This is a genomic window from Diaphorobacter caeni (assembly GCF_015354245.1).
Classification (GTDB): domain Bacteria; phylum Pseudomonadota; class Gammaproteobacteria; order Burkholderiales; family Burkholderiaceae_C; genus Diaphorobacter_A; species Diaphorobacter_A caeni.
On record NZ_JADKYZ010000009.1, the window covers coordinates 302,439 to 319,721 of the forward strand.

Genomic DNA, 17,283 nt, shown 5'->3' on the forward strand with positions numbered 1-17,283 from the left:
ATTCACAAATATTTGCCGTAAAACGGCGCTAACTTGGCAACGGCAGCCTCCACGTATTTCGGCACCCAGTAGGTTTCGATATGCGTAGCTCCGTCGATCAGGAACAGTTCCTTGTTCTTCGCACCTGTCGCCTTGGCAAGCGCGTCTTCGCTCATGTAGAGGCTGTCCGCCTTGCTGCCGGCAATCATCAGCAGGGGTTGCTCGATCAGCTCGATCTGGTCCATGGCGTCCCAGCGCATCAGGTCCAGCAGGCTGCTGGTGGTGTACTTGAAGGTCGAGCCCGGATGGGCGTGTGTGCGCCAGTAGTATTCATAGCCTTCGCGATACAAATCGTAGGGCAGCGCGGCGATCTGCGCGTCTGTCAGATCGGCGTTCCCCGAATACAGCACCGTGCCGTCAATTGCCTGCTGGGCGCGCGCATCAGAGGCTTGCTTCAAGCGCTGTTGGACCGTGTCGAGTTGCGAGTCCACATAGCCGTTGCGACGGACGCGACCGGTATTGAACATGCTGAGCGTAGCGACTGATTTGAAACGCTTGTCGGTCTTAGCTGCAGCCAGCGAATAACCGCCGCCGCCACAGATGCCGAGCAGGCCCAGACGCTCAGCATCCACGCCCTCGTAGCGGCTGATGAAATCCGCCATGCCGAGGATGTCCTCGATGCGATTGGCGGGCTTAACCACTGAGCGTGGCAAGCCACCACTACCGCCCTGATAGGCTGCGTCAGCAGTGATCGCCACAAAGCCTTGTTCTGCCAGACGCTGTGCGTACAGCCCGGCTGCCTGCTCCTTCACGTCACCATTGGGGTGCGCGATGACGACGGCGGGGTAGTTTTTCTTCTTCAGGTCAAAATTGGCCGGCGTGTAGACGTTGGCAACGATGTTCAGGTCATTGAGCTTGTAGGTCACGGGATGGATATTGACCTTGCCCGGCACGTTGGCAGTGATGGCATCGTCATAAACCAAAGTGAACGGATTTTTCCTGTAATCTGCTGCGTGAGCGGGCTGAATCATGGCGGTCACTCCAAGCGTTGCTGCGGAGATGGCGAGCGCGGACGCTCCGAGGAACTCGCGCCGTGGATGACTGATGGTGTCGTGTGTCATAGGGACTTCTTTCTATGGGAGCGCCCTGCCGCACGATTGCGTGCCAGATAGCGTTTGGAGAAAGCATTGGGTAAAGGGTCAATCGAGCTGCTTCTCGGCAAGAAGCGTGGACACCAGTTCGACGATCTGCACGTTGTTCAGGTCGGACATCAGGAAATGCGTGTTCCCCCGGATGCCCGCTTCTGGCAGATGCACAAGTCGGGCGTCGCCGCCATGCCGGTTGATGGCATCCACCCAGAGCCGCGCCATCGCCAGCCGCACCCGCCAGTTGTCTTGGCCGCGCTCTGTTGTGAGCTCGGTCGGAAAGTTATCGCCGTAGTAGATGACGATGGGGATGCGGGTGAGCTTCTGGAAATCGGCCAGCGGCACTGACTCTGGAGCCAAGCTGCCCGCCGCACTGGGCATGGCGGGTGGCATCTCGCCTGACGGGAAGATGAAGCCGCTGCCCGGCTCAAACGCGACGATGGCCTTGACGTTGGCACTCTTGATCGCGGCCAGCCAGCCGGGTCCGCCGCCTTGCGAATGGGTGAAAAGAATGGCGGGGCCGGTTCTGGCAAACAGCGCGGCCATGGCATCGGAAATCACTCCCGCGTCATAAGGCCCGGTGTTGGGCGTGATGGAGCGGAAGAACTGCTCCAGCGTCTCGGGCTTGCGGTCGAACTGCAGGTTGTCAAAGTAGTTCGGCCATTTGCCAAGACGGAATTGGTCGAAGAAGAGCTGATCATTGGGAGCAGGCTCAGTCGATGCAGCGACGGTGCTGTTGCCCGCGCGACCACGTCGCGGCTGGTCAACCAGATAGACCGGAAAACCGCGGCGCAGGAACAGGGTCTGAAAGCCCTCGCGGCCGTCCGATGTGGTTTCCCAACTGCGCGCCGATTGAAAGGCGCCGTGCAGCATCACGATGGGCAGCGGTCTGGGGTGCTGCGGCACCTGATAGAAGGCGTAGAGGTGATCGCCATGAAAGCTCTGCCCCGCAGCACTCGGGTTATTGTTGTCGTAGGTGCCGGGGGATTTCAACACTGTTCCACCCACGCTGAAACTGCCCTGCTTCTGGATCACGAGCGGCGCGGTAGCCTTGTCCACGCTGCTGCGCGGTGTTGTGCAGCCTGTCAGCGCGGCAGCGATCGCCAGCGCAGCGACCAATGGTGTTCGCGTGATGTTCATGCTCAACCTTTCGATGCCGCGAGGGCTTGCTGGAGTGCATCGTTCGCGCGAGCCGCTGCTTCGCAGCCCACGGCGTCGGTCAGCGCCTCGATCAACTGCTGCAATTGCGCAGCACTGAGACCCACACGCAGACTGGCACGCATGTGCGAGCGCAATTGCGCCTCGGCACCTATCGTTGCTGCAAGCGCACCCACGGTGGCCAACTCGCGGCTCTGCCAGTCGAGGTTGTCGCGCTCGAAGATGTCGCCGAACAGGTGGGTCTGCAGAAACTGGTTGATGACCGGCGCAAACTCGAACACCGAGCCCTGCACCGGCCCACCAGAGATTTCTGTTTGATTGGCTGTGCCGGTTACTGCCAACTCACGTCCGGTGACAACAGCGCGGCTGGGTTCCACGCCTTGTGCGTCCTGAATACCCCGCTGCTGGCGCGCCTGCACCACCTTCATCAACTCGCCCAAGGCGTTGAGACTGCGCGGAAAGCCAGCATAGGCATAGAGCTGCACCAGCACCTCTTTGGCCTCAGCCACCGTCAGGCCGGCATCCAACCCCTGATTCAAGGCAGCATGGAGCCTTGGCATATCACTGGCCGCCATGAAAGCACCGATCAATGGAATGGCGCGCTGCTTGGCGGACAGTGTTTCGGACGTGAGGCCGATTCGAATAGAGGTCCGCGATCTGTCGCTGACATGGGCGTCGATGTCACTGCTGACCAGTGCGTCCAAATAGTCCTGGTCAGTGACCTTCTCCTGCCATGTGACGGAGACGCCTCTTTCCTTTTCTGCCACGGCCACATGAGTCATCGAGCCACTGGGGCCGGCACCATGCCAGTGCAGCACATTGGCGGGGATGGTGACCACATCACCAGTGCGGATGGCCTGCGCAATGTGGCCTTGCTGCTGAACCAGACCGAGTCCCTCAATGACGATCAGCGTCTGACCGAGCGGATGGGCGTGCCATGCGGTTCTGGCGCGCGCGTCGAAGCTCACCGTGGCACCACCGAGCGTGCCCGGCGGCATTGCGTGGAACGGCGAGCTGATGCGTGCCGTGCCGGTAAAGGTTTCAGCCGAACCCGTGACAACTGGCTGCGCAGACCCCGGACGCACTGCCACGATGGGGTCGAGCGCGGTGACACTGGAAGACTGTGCGTCGGCAGCCATCGCTGCGCCAGTCAGTGCAATACAAAGCAATGATTTCACAAGATGGCCTCATGTGGTTAGCGCCCCTCATCGTGGACGTTGGGGAACACGCTGAGCTGTCTTAAAGATTCAGGTTGCGTTCAGACATCCACTTGACGATCGCTGGATCGCGGTGCGAGAAAAAGCTGCTGGTGTTGGTGTCCAGCGCTGCGATGCGAACCATGTCGGCGTCGTCCAACTCAAAGTCGAAGATGTCGATGTTCTCGACCATGCGCGCCTTGCTGACCGACTTGGCCAATGCCACGATCCCACGCTGCACCAACCAGCGCAGCACAACCTGCCCTACGGTCTTGCCAGTGCGCTCGGCAATTTCAAGCAGGGTTGCGTTCTGGAACAGGCCATTGCGTCCCTCGGCAAACGGTGCCCAGGCTTCGGCCTGAACGCCGTTCTCCTGCATGAAGGGCACGCTTTCGAGTTGCTGCTGGAATGGGTTGATCTCGACCTGATTAACGGCTGGCGCCACCTCATTGAACGCCATGAGGTCCATCAGCCGGTCCGGCTGGAAGTTGCTCACGCCGATAGCGCGCAGCTTGCCCGCTTTGTAGGCCTCCTCCATCACACGCCAGGAGCCATGCACATCACCAAAGGGCTGGTGGATGAGGTAGAGGTCCAGATGGTCCAGTTGCAGGCGAGCAAGCGATTTGTCGATGGCCTGCCGGGTGCGCTCGTAGCCCGCATCCTGCACCCAGAGCTTGCTGGTGATGAAGAGCTGCTCACGCGCGATGCCACTGGCGCGCACCCCCTTGCCCACGGCCTCTTCGTTCATGTACGAGGCGGCGGTATCGATCAGCCGGTAGCCGGTTTCAATGGCGTCAACGACGCAGCGCTGACATTCGGCGGCGTCAGCAATCTGATAGACGCCATAGCCCAGGACGGGCATGTGTACGCCGTTGTTCAGTGTGACGTGTTGCATTTCATGCTCCTTGCCTTGAGGAAATCAGTTCGTTGGGATGAACTTTAGGCAATGCACTGGCATCTGAATAGCTTCAAATCGGTTGTTTAATTGTCATCTATAAGATGATAATAAGTTGACCAGAAAATCCTTCATCATGGCCATCAACGAGCTGCGCTCCATCACCACCTTCATCAAGGCCGCCGAACTGGGCAGCCTGCGCAAAGCCGCCCAGGCGCTCGACATCAGCCCCCAGGCAGCGAGCAAGGCGCTGGCTCAACTGGAGGAGCATCTGAACGCGCGCCTGTTCCATCGCACCACGCGCGTGATGTCATTGACGGATGCCGGACAGCGATTGTTCGAGGACGTTCAGCCATCGGTGCTCGGGATGCAACGCGCGCTCGACACCGCAAGATCGACCAAGGACGAATTCGCGGGCCCCCTGCGCATCGTGGGTCCGCGCACCACGTTTCAACCCATCCTCTGGCGGCTGATCGAAGAGTTCTGCGACCAGCACCCAAGGATTCAGCCCGACGTTGTGCTGGACGACCGCATCGGCAACTGGGTGGAGGACCGCGTGGACGTAGGGTTCCGGCTCGGGCCATTGCCCCACGAAGGCGTCATTGCACGCAAGCTGTTTCCTGTGCAATTACCGATCTGCGGCGCACCTTCGTACTTCCAGCGATACGGTGTGCCTGACTCCTTGGCTGACCTCGCCTCCCACCGCTGCATTGCCTACCGCCACCCCAGCACGGGAAAGGTCCTGCCTTGGCGCGTGAAGATCGGCGATATACCAGCCGATCAGCCCGTCGTGCCCACGATCTGCAGCAACGACGAGCTGTTCGAACTGCAAGCGGTTCTGGCCGGCAAAGTACTCGGACAGATCGCAGGCGTGACCGCGGCAGCGTACATCCGCTCGGGCCAACTGATCCCGATCCTCGTGGACCACATGCCCAACTATGCGAACTATTTCGTCTACTTCGGCAGCCGATCTTCCCAACCTGCGCGCGCACGCGCATTCATCGACTTGGCCGTTCAGCGACTCGGAGACCACTCGGAGTACGTACTGTCGGAGAGCGAATTGCGCGGCACCAAGCGGAAAACACACGCGGGAAAGAAAGCGGCAAAGTCAACCGGCGGTCAACGGCCTGCATAAATCCATTTGCGATACAAGCCGCATCCCTGAGGATTGAAGGAGCCGAAAGGTGAGTGCATGCGATGGCGAGCAGAACATGGTCGCGGAAACCTGGCTGATTTTCCACTGTCAGCCGGTGGTCGCGGCGCGCACGGGCACAAAAAGGCGGAGCGCTTGTGCAATCGCGCCAGTTCTCGAAGCCCGCCCACTACGGACGACACGGCACTCAAATCAGCACAATGTCGTACTGCTCCTGCGCCATGTCCGTCTCGGAATGCAGCGAGATCGGTTTGCCGATGAAGTCCGACAGACCGGCCAGATGCTGGCTTTCCTCGTCGAGGAACAGCTCGACCACCTTGGCCGAGGCGATGACGCGGAATTCCTTGGGGTTGAACTGGCGGGCTTCGCGAAGGAGTTCGCGGAGGATTTCGTAGCAGACGGTGCGCGAGGTCTTGACCTGGCCGACGCCCTGGCAGGTGGGACACGGCTCGCAGAGCATGTGGGCCAGTGATTCGCGGGTGCGCTTGCGGGTCATCTCGACGAGGCCGAGCTGCGAGAAGGAACCGACCATCGTCTTCACGCGATCGCGCGAGAGCTGTTTGCGGAATTCGCTGAGCACCTGGCCCTGGTGTTCTTCACGCACCATGTCGATGAAGTCGACGATGACGATGCCGCCCAGATTGCGCAGGCGCAGCTGACGTGCGATGGCGCCCGCGGCTTCGAGGTTGGTCTTGAAGATGGTGTCGTCGAAATTGCGTGCGCCGACGTAGCCTCCGGTGTTCACGTCGATGGTGGTCAGCGCCTCGGTCTGGTCGACGATCAGGTAGCCGCCGGACTTCAGATCCACCCGTTTGCCGAGTGCCTTGGCGACGTCCTCATCGATGGAGTACAGGTCGAAGATCGGTCGCTCCATCTTGTAGAGCTGCAGCTTGGCCGCCGCAGCGGGCATGAACTCCTTGCCGAAATCCTGCATCACGGCGAACTGTTCGCGGGAATCGATGCGGATCGACTGGGTGTGCTCGCTCACCAGATCCCGCAGCACACGCTGCAGGAGATTCAGATCCTGATAGAGCAGGCTTTTGGGCGGCTGGCGCAGCGCGGATTCGCGGATGCCGCTCCAGGTCTTGCGCAGATAGGCGATGTCCTCGGCCAGCTCTTCGTCGGTTGCATCTTCGCCGTTGGTGCGCAGGATGAAGCCGCCACCGCCGCCCGTGGACTTGTCGCCCACCAGCGCCTGCAGCCGGTTGCGCAGCGCCTCGCGCTCGTTGAGCGGAATCTTCTGCGACACGCCGACATGGTCGTCCTGCGGCAGAAACACCAGCAGACGCCCGGCGATGCTGACCTGCGTGGACAGGCGCGCGCCCTTGGTGCCGATGGGGTCCTTGATGACCTGCACCATCAGCGCCTGGCCTTCGAAAACCTGCTTTTCGATGGGGACCAGAGGCTCGGTCTTGTTGCGCATGGCCATGGGCGGTTCGCCGCCTTCGTTACGCTGCCAGACATCGGCCACGTGCAGGAAGGCCGCGCGCTCGAGGCCGATGTCGATGAAGGCCGACTGCATGCCGGGCAGCACGCGCGAGACCTTGCCCAGATAGATGTTGCCGACCAGGCCGCGTTCCAGCGTGCGTTCGACGTGCAGTTCCTGAACCGCACCGTGCTCCACTACCGCGACGCGGGTTTCCTGTGGTGACCAGTTGATGAGAATGTCTTGTTGCATTGGGCTTTTCGGAAATTGGCTCCATGATGCCTCAATCCGACAACCCTTGGCTGCGAGAAAGCGACTTCAGCCCTCCGTCAATGAGGTCGGCGCATGCATGGCACCGGCCAGCACCGGCTGCAGGCTCACCACCTCGCCCACGATGATCAGGGCCGGCGGCTTCACCTGATGCTCTGCCGCGAGCGCCTGCAGCGTCTCCAGCGTGCCGCAGATGCAGCGCTGGGTGGGAAGGCTGGCCTGCTCCACCAGCGCTGCTGGCATGCTGCCCGGCAGGCCGTGGCTTTGCAGCTCGCGGCAGATGACCGGCAGGTTGGCCATGCCCATGTAGAACACCACGGTCTGGCGCGGTCTGGCCAGCGCATCCCAGTCCAGCTCGGCATCGTGCTCTCCGCGCAGGTGGCCCGTGGCATAGACCAGTGTGGCCGCATGATCGCGATGGGTGAGCGGAATGCCCGCATAGGCCCCGGCCCCCTGCGCCGCGGAGATGCCGGGAATCACCTCGAACGGTATGCCGGCAAGCGCCAGCGCCTGCGCCTCCTCACCGCCCCGCCCGAAGATGAATCCGTCGCCTCCCTTGAGCCGCACCACGTTCCGCCCACTCAGGGCCAGACGCACCATCAGTTCGATGATGTCCTCCTGCGGCATGGTGTGGTGGCCCGCGTGCTTGCCCACGTAGATCAGATCGGCCTCGTCGCCCGCAAAGCGCAGCACCTCCTTGCTCACGAGCTGGTCGTAGAGCACCAGCCGCGCGCCGCGCAGGGCCTTCACCGCGCGCAGCGTGAGCAATTCCGGATCGCCCGGTCCCGAGCCCACCAGCGTCACCCTGCCGGGGCATTCCCCACCGGGTCCCTGCGGCGCGCGCGCCTTGCGGATTGCATCTTCAACCATGTTCATCGCAGCCTCTTTTCTGTCGGTTTCGGTGCCTGATCCGCATATTCAAGCCTTGTCCGGATCGCCTCCTTAAACCAGTTCAAGGACATCTATCCACCTGCGCGCGACGATGAATCCACTCGCTAAGAACCCGCCCAATGAGTCAGTCGAGACCTCGATCCGATTCAGGCGGTGGGCAATGACAAGAGGGAATGGACAGCGACCTCGCGAGATGAATCCGCCCCTTTGGACGGACTTCAAACATGCGCTGATCCGTGATGCAGAGGATCACACAATGACAGCAAAGAGGATCGCCCGACTGATCGCGCTAGCGGCAGCAGCGATGGTGTCAGTCAGCACGATGGCTCAGGACGCGAAGCACGCGCCGCAGGCCGAGGTCAATTACCAGGCAGGTGGCTCGCCGCTGGCGAATGAGCCGATGTACCAGAGCAGCAATCCCAAAGCTCCGCCGATGACGCAGGCAGAGTTCGATCTGGGTCGCAAGATCTACTTCGAGCGCTGCGCCGGCTGCCACGGCGTGCTGCGCAAGGGCGCCACCGGCAAGCCGCTCACGCCCGACATCACCGTCGGCAAGGGAACGGACTACCTGAAGGTGTTCATCGCCTACGGTTCGGCCGCGGGCATGCCCAACTGGCTCACGTCGGGCGAGATGAGCGAGAAGGAAGTGGACCTGATGGCCCGCTACATCCAGCAGGACCCGCCCACACCGCCCGAATTCGGCATGGCGGACATGAAGAACACCTGGAAGATCCTCATCGATCCGAAGGACCGCCCGAAGAAGAAGGAGAACAGCTACAACATCTCCAACATCTTCTCGACCACGCTGCGTGATACCGGCGAGGTGGCGCTGATCGACGGTGACACCAAGCAGATCATCAACATCATCAAGACCGGCTACGCGGTGCACATCTCGCGGCTGTCGGCCTCGGGGCGCTATCTGTTCGTGATCGGCCGCGACGCGAAAATCAACATGATCGACCTGTGGATGGCGAAGCCGGACAACGTCGCGGAAATCCGCGTCGGTCTGGAGGCCCGCTCGGTCGACACGTCCAAGTACAAGGGCTACGAGGACAAGTACGCAGTCGCGGGCAGCTACTGGCCGCCGCAGTACGTGATCATGAACGGCGACACGCTGGAGCCGCTCAGGATCGTCGCCACCCGCGGCATGACGGTGGACACGCAGGAATACCACCCCGAGCCACGCGTGGCGGCCATCGTGGCCTCGCACTACAAGCCCGAATTCCTCGTCAACGTGAAGGAGACCGGCAAGACGCTGATGGTGGACTACAGCAACATCAACGAGCTCAAGACCACCGAGATCGGCTCCGCGCGCTTCCTGCATGACGGCGGCTGGGACTCGTCCAAGCGCTACTTCATGGTGGCTGCCAACAACAGCAACAAGGTGGCGGCCATCGATGCCAAGAACGGCAAGCTGGCGGGCCTGGTCGACGTGGGCAAGATCCCCCACCCCGGCCGCGGCGCGAACTTCACGCACCCGACCTACGGGCCGGTCTGGGCCACGGGCCATCTGGGCGACGACACCATCTCGCTCATCGGCACCGACCCGGTCAAGCACAAGCAGTACGCGTTCAAGGAAGTCGCCAAGCTCAAGGGTCAAGGTGGCGGTGCGCTGTTCATCAAGAGCCATCCCAAGTCCACGCACCTGTACTCGGACACCCCGCTGAACCCCGATGCCAAGCTCTCGCAATCGGTGGCGGTGTACGACATCAAAAACCTGGACAAGGGCTTCACCGTGCTGCCGATCGCCGAGTGGGCGGGCCTTACGGATGACGGCGCCAAGCGCGTGGTGCAGCCGGAGTTCAACAAGGCCGGTGACGAGGTCTGGTTCGCCGTCTGGTCGGCCAAGGACAAGCAGAGCGCCCTCGTCGTCGTGGACGACAAGACGCTCAAGCTCAAGGCCGTGATCAAGGACCCGCGTCTGATCACGCCGACCGGCCACTTCAACGTCCACAACACGCAGCACGACGTGTACTGAGCACGGAGGCCACTGACATGACCCGCTTTCCTGCCCGCCATCTTGCATGGTTTGCACGCTTTGCCATGGCGCTCGCATCCCTCTCGGCTCCTGTCGGCGCACTGGCCGATGCGGGGTCGAGCGAGCTGAGCGCCGAGCGCGAGACTGCGCTTGTGCGCATGGTGCGGCAGGACTGTGGTTCATGCCACGGCATGCAGCTCACCGGCGGGCTCGGCCCGGCGCTCACCAGAGAAGCTCTGGTGAACAAGCCGCCGCCGTGGCTCGCCGCCGTCATCACCCACGGTCTTCCGGGAACGCCCATGCCGCCCTGGAAGGCCCTGCTCACCGACCGCGAGGCGAGATGGATCGCCGAACGGCTCTCGCAAGGCTTCCCTACACAGAACTAGAAGGAACCGGACGCCATGAAACGACGCACCTTGATCTCCGCAGCCGCCGCGCTTGCACCGTGGGCCTCGGCTGTCGCTTCCACATCCAACCTCCCCGACACCACTGCCGGCGCAGCCACCACGCTGCGCGGCACCGGCGATCTCGGCGTGGTGATCGAGCGCGCAAGCGGCTCGCTCACCCTCGTCAACACCACCACGCTCGAGACCATCGGCTGGGTGCAGGGCCTCGGCGATCTTTCGCACGCCTCGGTGGTGTTCTCGCGTGACGAGCGCTACGCCTTCGTCTTCGGCCGCGATGGCGGCCTCACCAAGGTCGATCTGCTCACCCAGTCCATCGTCCACCGCGTGATGCAGGCGGGCAACTCGATCGGCGGCGCAATCTCCGCCAAGGGCAACGTGATCGCAGCGCAAAACTACACGCCCGGCGGCGTCAAGCTGTTCTGCCCCAAGCTCAACCTGCTGGCCGACCTGCCGGCGACCACCGCCGACGGCAAACCCTCGCGCGTCGTCGGTCTTGCCGATCTGCCCCAGCAGCGCTTCATCTACAGCCTGTTTGACGCCGACGCGATCTGCATCGCCGAATGCAGCGACCCGCGCAATCCGCGCGTCACCACCCTGCCCCACATCGGTCGCCAGCCGTATGACGCGCTGCTCACGCCCAACGGTCGTCACTACATCGCCGGCCTGTTCGGCGAGGACGGCCTCGCGCTCGTCGACCTGTGGGACGAACAGCCCAGCGCGCGCCGCATTCTCTCGGGCTACGGCCGCGGCGAAACGCCCCTGCCGGTCTACAAGATGCCGCATCTGCGCGGCTGGGCCATCGCGGGGCAGTATGCCTACCTGCCCGCCATCGGCCGCCACGAGGTGCTGGTGGTCGACACGGCCAGCTGGAGCGAGGTCGCTCGCATTCCCGTCGCCGGGCAGCCGGTGTTCGTGATGGCGCGGCCCGATGGTCGGCAGGTCTGGGTGAACTTCGCCGTGCCCGACTACGACCGGGTCCAGGTCATCGACACGCCCAGCCAGCGCGTGATCGCTACGCTCAGCCCCGGCAAGGCCGTCATGCACATGGAGTTCGCCCCGCGTGGCCAGTCGGTCTGGATCAGCTGCCGCGACAGCAATCAGGTGCAGGTCTACGACACCCACACGCAGCAGTTGCTCGCCAGCCTGCCCGTCAACGCGCCCAGCGGCATCTTCTTCACCTCCCGCGCACACCGCATGGGGCTCTGAACATGCTGCAAGCCGACAGCACCGCCCTCGCCCTGCTCAACCAATGGCAGCGCGGCTTTCCGCTGGTGGACGAGCCATTCGCCGCCATCGGCGAAACGCTCGCGCTGAGCGGCAAGCAGGTGCTCGACCGCTACCGGCACCTCCACAATTCCGGTGCGTTCAGTCGCATCGGCGGCGTGTTCGCGCCCGGTGCCGGGGGCGCCTCGCTGCTGGCGGCCATGGCCGTTCCTGCGCACATGCTTGAGCGCGTGGCGGCCATCGTCTCGGCCCAGCCCGGCGTCAACCACAACTATGAGCGCGAGCACGAGGTCAATCTCTGGTTCGTGGTGACCGGCCGCGACGCCTGGGAGGTGGAGCAGCAACTGCAGCGCATCGAGGCCGCCAGCGGTCTGCGCACGCTGCGTCTGCCCATGCTGCATGCGTTTCGCATCGATACGGCATTCGACCTCGGCGCCGTCTCGCATGACCGGCAATCGAGCGGAAGAACCCGCATCGCCGCAGCGCCCATCGCCATGGATGAAGAGCCCCTGGCCGCATTGGTGGAGCAGGGAATCGAGCTGTGCGAGCGCCCTTTCGACGTCTGGGCGCGGCATCTGGGCTGCACGCTGGACGTCATCCGCCAGCAGATCGCTCAGTGGACGGACAGCGGCGCACTCAGCCGCTTCGGCGTGGTCGTGCGGCACCACGAGGTCGGCTTCCGCGCCAATGCCATGGTGGTGTTCCAGGTGCCCGCGCACCGCATTGACGCCTGCGGCGACGTGCTCGCGCACTTTCCTGGCGCCACGCTGGTCTACCAGCGCGCAACGGCCGAAGGCTGGCCGTTCAACCTCTATTGCATGGTGCATGGTCGCGATCGCTTCAGCGTGCTGCAGACCATCGCCGCCGCGATCCGCCATGCGGCGCTGGACAACGTGCCGAGCCGCATCCTGTTCTCGCGCACGCGCTTCAAGCAGACCGGAGCGCGACGCTTTGCCCCTCATCCGCAAGTTCCTCACCTCTCGACAACTACGCCAACAGAGACTTCCAAGGAGAATGAACATGCTCACAGCTGACGACGCCCTGCTGATCGAACATCTGCACGGCAACTTCCCGTTGGTGGACCGGCCCTTCGGCGCCGTCGCCAACGAGCTTGGGTGGAGCGAAGAACAGGTGCTCAAGCGCCTCGGCCTGCTGCTCACGCAGGGCGTGCTCACGCGCTTCGGCCCGCTGTTCCAGATCGAGCGCGCGGGCGGACAGTTCCTGCTCGCGGCCATGGCCGTGCCCGAGGAGCGCTTTGACGACATTGCGCTCACCGTGAACTCCTTCACCGAGATCGCCCACAACTACCGCCGCGATCACGCGCTGAACATGTGGTTCGTGATCGGCGCCGAGTCGCCCGAACTCGCCAACGCCGTGGCCGCGCGCATCGAGGCCGAGACCGGCATCGCCGTCGCCGTGTTTCCAAAAGAGGAAGAGTTCTTCGTCGAACTCCGGCTGCAGCCCTTGACCGAGGAGACCCGCCATGGCGCTTGATGATTTCGATCGCGCGCTGATCGCCGCCACGCAGTCGGGGCTTCCGCTGCTCGCACGGCCCTACGACGCCGTGGGCGCCACGCTGGGTGTGTCCGGCGAGCGCGTGCAGCAACGCCTCGCCGAGATGCTCGACCAGGGCCTGATCCGCCGCATCGGCGCGGTGCCCAACCACTACCGGCTCGGTTACGTGGCCAACGGGATGAGCGTCTGGGATGTCGACGATGAACGCGTCTCCGACCTCGGCCGGCTCGTCGCCGCGCTGCCCGAGGTGAGTCACTGCTACCGCCGCCCGCGCCATCTGCCGCTGTGGCCCTACAACCTGTTCGTGATGCTGCACGGCGCAAGCCGGGCGCGCGTCGAAGCCCAGGCCGAGCACATCGCGCGGATGCTCGGCGATGCCTGCCGCGCGCACGACATTCTCTATTCCACCGCGATTCTCAAGAAAACCGGACTGCGTCTGAAGGAGGCCTGAGCCATGTTCCGAATCAGCCAATACATGCGAGAACTCAAAACCGCCGAGGACACGGGCCAGTACCCACAGGTCCAGAGCCGCAAGGCGCGGGGCCCGGTGGTGATCTGGAATCTGATCCGCCGCTGCAACCTCACCTGCAAGCACTGCTATTCGTTCTCGGCCGATCATGAATACACGGGGGGACTCGACACGGCGGAAGTCTGCAAGGTCATGGACGATCTGCGCAGCTTCGGCGTGCCCGCGCTGATTCTCTCCGGCGGGGAACCGCTGCTGCGCCCCGACCTCTTCAAGGTGCACGACTACGCGCGCAAGCTCGGCTTCTACACGGGCCTCTCGACCAACGGCACGCTGATCGACGCCGAAGCGGCCGTGCGCATCGCGCAGTCGGAGTTCGACTACGTGGGCATCAGCCTCGACGGCCTGCGCGTCATCCATGACAAGTTCCGGCGCATGAACGGTGCGTTCGACAAGAGCCTCGCGGCCGTGCGCCATCTCGTCAAGCTCGACGTCAAGGTCGGCCTGCGCTACACCATGACAGCGATGAACGCCGACGATTTTCCCGCGCTGCTGCAGCTCATGCGTGACGAAGGCGCGCAGAAGTTCTATTTCTCGCACCTCAACTACGCCGGCCGCGGCAACGTGCACCGCGACAAGGACGCCAACCACATCGCCACGCGCGAGGCGCTGGACCTGCTGTTTGACCACGCTTGGCAATCGGCCTGCGAAGGGCATGACGAGGAATTCGTCAGCGGCAACAACGACGCCGACGGCATCTACCTGCTGCACTGGGTGCAGAAGCATATGCCGCAATGGGCGCCCGATCTGTATGCGCGCCTCGTCGACTGGGGCGGCAACGCGAGCGGCCAGATGGTGGCCAACATCGACAACCTCGGCAACGTCCACCCCGACACCATGTGGTGGCACCACAACCTCGGCAACGTGCGCGTGCGGCCGTTCTCGCACATCTGGCGCGACATGGGCGACCCGCTGATGGCGGGCCTCAACCAGCGCCCGCGCCCGGTGCAGGGCCGCTGCGCCCAGTGCCGCTACCTGAACATCTGCAACGGCAACACCCGCGTGCGCGCCCAGCAGATGACCGGCAATCCATGGGCCGACGATCCCGGCTGCTATCTGAGCGACGAGGAAATCGGTGCGCCGCCGACCATCGCCGCCCACACGCCCTTTGTCGCCCGAAACAGAACCATCGCAATTCACCATGCATGAGAAGAAGCCCCCCCTGAGTCGCTTCGCGCCTTCCCCCTCTCTCGCTTCGCGGGAGGGGGACGCAGCCAGCGCGGCGGGGCGGCCCTTGCGCGGCTGCCCTCGCTTAGGACTCGCCAGTTTCATGCGCTGCGCAAAGCGCGAAGCGCCCTGGGAAACTGACTCCGACAAACCCTCTTTGATTACCACGCTGGCACTCGCCGCCGCACTGCTCGCGGTGGGCTGGCTCAGCGCGCCCGCGAATGCGCAGACACCGCCTCCCGCCGCGCAGGTCAACGCCATCTACCAGCAGCATTGCGCCGTCTGCCATGGTGTCGAGCGCACCGGAGCGATGGGCCCCGCACTGCTGCCGGAGAGTCTGGAGCGCACCCGGACCGACGAGGTGCTGCGCGTGATCACCCACGGCCGCACGGCCACGCAGATGCAGGGCTTCGCCGAACAGCTTTCGCAGCAGGAGATCAAGGATCTCGCCGCATGGATACGCACGCCCGCCGCCACCCCGCCGCGCTGGAGCGAGGCCGAGATCCGTTCCTCGCGCAGCTTCTTCCCCGCAGGAAAGGACGAGCCCTCCGTGCCCGCGTGGAAGGCCGATCCGATGAACCTCTTCGTCGTCGTGGAAGGCGGTGACCACCATGTCTCGCTGCTCGATGGCGACACGTTCGAGGTCATCACGCGCTTTCCCTCGCGCTACGCGCTGCATGGCGGCCCCAAGTTCACGCCCGACGGACGCTATGTGTTCTTCGGCTCGCGTGACGGCTGGATCACCAAGTACGACCTCTGGCGGCTGCGCGTCGTCGCCGAGGTGCGCGCGGGTCTGAACATGCGCAATGTCGCGGTGAGCAGCGATGGTCGCCATGTGATGGCCGCCAACTACCTGCCGCACACGCTCGCGCTGTTCGATGCGGATCTGAATCTCGTGCGCACCTACGATGCCAACTCGCAGGACGGTGGGCGCAGCTCTCGCGTTTCGGCCGTCTACGACGCCGCGCCGCGCCAGAGCTTTGTCGTGGCGCTCAAGGACATCGCCGAGATCTGGGAGATTCCCTACGGCTCGATCCGTCCCGTCGCCACCGGCGCCAATCCGCAGGATGCCCAGACCCGCACCATGGCGCGCGCGATGGAGCATCTCGCAGTGCAACGCACGACGCTCTCCGAGCCGCTTGATGACTTCTTCTTCGACCAGTCCTACCGCCATGTGCTCGGCGCGACGCGCGCACGCAGCGCCGAGGACGCCACGCCGAGCGCGCAGGTCGTTGACCTCGATCTGCGCCGCAAGACCGCCGACCTGCCGATCAGCGGCATGCCGCACCTCGGCTCGGGCATCACCTTCGCGTGGAACGGCACGACGGTGCTCGCCAGCCCCAACCTCGGCACCGGCGCCATCGACGTGATCGACATGCGCACCTGGAAGCCCGTGCGCACGCTGGCCATGCCCGGCCCGGGATTCTTCATGCGCAGCCACGAGAACACGCCCTACGCCTGGACCGATTCGATGATGAGCCGCACGGCCAAGGACACGCTCACCATCATCGACAAGCGCACGCTCGCGGTCGCCGGACAGGTCCGCGAGCCGGGCAAGACGCTGGCCCACATTGAATTCACCCGCGACGGCAGATACGCGCTCGCGAGCCTCTGGGAGATGGACGGCGCGCTCATCGTCTACGACGCCAGCAGCTTCCAGGAAATCAAACGCCTGCCGATGAGCAAGCCCGTGGGCAAATACAACGTGTGGAACAAGATCACGCGCAGCGAAGGAACATCGCATTGAGCATTCCGGCTTCCGAACTTTCAAGCGCCGTCGGCGAAGACGAGCCCCCCGCGCGGCTGGCCGGCGATCTGGTGGTCTGGCTCTTCGTCGGGCTGGAGCTCGCGACCTTCGGTCTGCTGTTTCTGGCGTTCGCGTTCACCCGGCTGCTGCAGCCTGAGGTTTTCGCCGCCGGGCAGGCCGGACTCGACCAGTCCGTGGGCGCGATCAACACGCTGCTGCTGATCAGCGCGAGCGCATGCGCCGCCCACACGCTGGCCTGCGCGCGCGCGGGCCATCACCGCACGGCCACGCGCTGGCTGCTCGCCGCGCTGCTGCTCGGTGGCGGATTCCTGATCCTCAAATCCCACGAATATCTGACCAAATGGCGTGCGGGCACCGACTTCGCAAGCAACGATTTCCACATGCTCTGGTTCATGCTCACCGGCTTTCACTTCATGCATGTGATGGCCGGCTGCGTGATCTTCACGCTGCTGCTGCGCCCGCTCGCACAGGGCCGCTACAGCGCCGGGAACTGCAATGCGCTCGAATCGGGCTGCGTGTTCTGGCACATGGTCGATCTGCTGTGGATCGTGCTGTTTCCTCTGGTCTACCTCCTGCGGTGAGTCG

Annotated in this window: 16 protein-coding genes; 10 read left to right on the forward strand and 6 right to left on the reverse strand. The window is 63.8% G+C overall.

Going from position 1 to position 17,283, the window contains the following annotated elements; genetic code table 11:
* Positions 1-2: 2 nt before the first annotated feature.
* The 4 genes from ISG32_RS22000 to ISG32_RS22015 all read right to left on the reverse strand — a co-directional run bounded on the left by ISG32_RS22000 (position 3) and on the right by ISG32_RS22015 (position 4,373).
* Positions 3-1,100 (reverse strand): alpha/beta hydrolase, encoded by a 1,098-nt coding sequence (locus ISG32_RS22000; RefSeq protein ID WP_194773162.1) that lies wholly within the window; start codon positions 1,098-1,100, stop codon positions 3-5.
* A gap of 78 nt (positions 1,101-1,178) precedes the next feature.
* Complete coding sequence (locus ISG32_RS22005; RefSeq protein WP_194773163.1) at positions 1,179-2,264, reverse strand: alpha/beta hydrolase; 1,086 nt, start codon at positions 2,262-2,264, stop codon at positions 1,179-1,181.
* A 2-nt stretch (positions 2,265-2,266) separates the two neighbouring features.
* Positions 2,267-3,460 carry a (R)-mandelonitrile lyase gene (locus ISG32_RS22010; protein WP_323745979.1) on the reverse strand — a complete coding sequence of 398 codons (1,194 nt, stop codon included), beginning with the start codon at positions 3,458-3,460 and terminating at the stop codon, positions 2,267-2,269.
* Between the two features lie 61 nt (positions 3,461-3,521).
* Positions 3,522-4,373 (reverse strand): aldo/keto reductase, encoded by an 852-nt coding sequence (locus tag ISG32_RS22015; protein ID WP_194773165.1) that lies wholly within the window; start codon positions 4,371-4,373, stop codon positions 3,522-3,524.
* A gap of 136 nt (positions 4,374-4,509) precedes the next feature.
* Here ISG32_RS22015 and ISG32_RS22020 point away from each other — a divergent pair, with 136 nt between their 5' ends.
* Positions 4,510-5,508 carry a LysR family transcriptional regulator gene (locus tag ISG32_RS22020; protein WP_194773221.1) on the forward strand — a complete coding sequence of 333 codons (999 nt, stop codon included), beginning with the start codon at positions 4,510-4,512 and terminating at the stop codon, positions 5,506-5,508.
* A gap of 205 nt (positions 5,509-5,713) precedes the next feature.
* Here the strand turns inward: ISG32_RS22020 and rng are convergent, their stop codons facing one another.
* Both rng and cobA read right to left on the reverse strand, forming a co-directional pair.
* Positions 5,714-7,204 carry a ribonuclease G gene (rng, locus tag ISG32_RS22025; RefSeq protein WP_194773166.1) on the reverse strand — a complete coding sequence of 497 codons (1,491 nt, stop codon included), beginning with the start codon at positions 7,202-7,204 and terminating at the stop codon, positions 5,714-5,716.
* 66 nt (positions 7,205-7,270) lie between these two features.
* Entirely contained in the window at positions 7,271-8,098 is an 828-nt protein-coding gene (gene cobA / locus ISG32_RS22030; RefSeq protein ID WP_194773167.1) for a uroporphyrinogen-III C-methyltransferase, read from the reverse strand.
* 271 nt (positions 8,099-8,369) lie between these two features.
* Here cobA and ISG32_RS22035 point away from each other — a divergent pair, with 271 nt between their 5' ends.
* From ISG32_RS22035 to ISG32_RS22075, 9 genes are all read left to right on the forward strand, one after another.
* Positions 8,370-10,091 carry a cytochrome D1 domain-containing protein gene (locus ISG32_RS22035; protein ID WP_194773168.1) on the forward strand — a complete coding sequence of 574 codons (1,722 nt, stop codon included), beginning with the start codon at positions 8,370-8,372 and terminating at the stop codon, positions 10,089-10,091.
* A 17-nt stretch (positions 10,092-10,108) separates the two neighbouring features.
* Positions 10,109-10,477 carry a c-type cytochrome gene (locus ISG32_RS22040; protein ID WP_194773169.1) on the forward strand — a complete coding sequence of 123 codons (369 nt, stop codon included), beginning with the start codon at positions 10,109-10,111 and terminating at the stop codon, positions 10,475-10,477.
* 15 nt (positions 10,478-10,492) lie between these two features.
* Positions 10,493-11,704 (forward strand): cytochrome D1 domain-containing protein, encoded by a 1,212-nt coding sequence (locus ISG32_RS22045; RefSeq protein ID WP_194773170.1) that lies wholly within the window; start codon positions 10,493-10,495, stop codon positions 11,702-11,704.
* 2 nt (positions 11,705-11,706) lie between these two features.
* The gene (gene ahbB / locus ISG32_RS22050) at positions 11,707-12,756 is read left to right on the forward strand and encodes a siroheme decarboxylase subunit beta (protein WP_194773171.1); all 1,050 of its coding nucleotides are present in this window, start codon (positions 11,707-11,709) and stop codon (positions 12,754-12,756) included.
* Positions 12,743-13,216, forward strand: coding sequence for an Lrp/AsnC family transcriptional regulator (locus ISG32_RS22055; protein WP_194773172.1), 474 nt, complete (start codon positions 12,743-12,745; stop codon positions 13,214-13,216). Before ahbB (ISG32_RS22050) ends, ISG32_RS22055 begins: the two co-directional genes overlap by 14 nt.
* Positions 13,206-13,688, forward strand: coding sequence for a siroheme decarboxylase subunit beta (ahbB, locus tag ISG32_RS22060; protein ID WP_194773173.1), 483 nt, complete (start codon positions 13,206-13,208; stop codon positions 13,686-13,688). The genes ISG32_RS22055 and ahbB (ISG32_RS22060) overlap by 11 nt, the downstream gene beginning before the upstream one ends.
* Before the next feature lie 3 nt (positions 13,689-13,691).
* Positions 13,692-14,912 (forward strand): heme d1 biosynthesis radical SAM protein NirJ, encoded by a 1,221-nt coding sequence (gene nirJ, locus ISG32_RS22065; RefSeq protein ID WP_194773174.1) that lies wholly within the window; start codon positions 13,692-13,694, stop codon positions 14,910-14,912.
* Between the two features lie 121 nt (positions 14,913-15,033).
* A complete protein-coding gene (locus ISG32_RS22070; protein ID WP_194773175.1) occupies positions 15,034-16,677 on the forward strand; it encodes a nitrite reductase in 1,644 nt (547 codons plus the stop codon).
* Positions 16,674-17,279, forward strand: coding sequence for a cytochrome c oxidase subunit 3 (locus tag ISG32_RS22075; RefSeq protein WP_228530003.1), 606 nt, complete (start codon positions 16,674-16,676; stop codon positions 17,277-17,279). Before ISG32_RS22070 ends, ISG32_RS22075 begins: the two co-directional genes overlap by 4 nt.
* Positions 17,280-17,283: the final 4 nt, after the last annotated feature.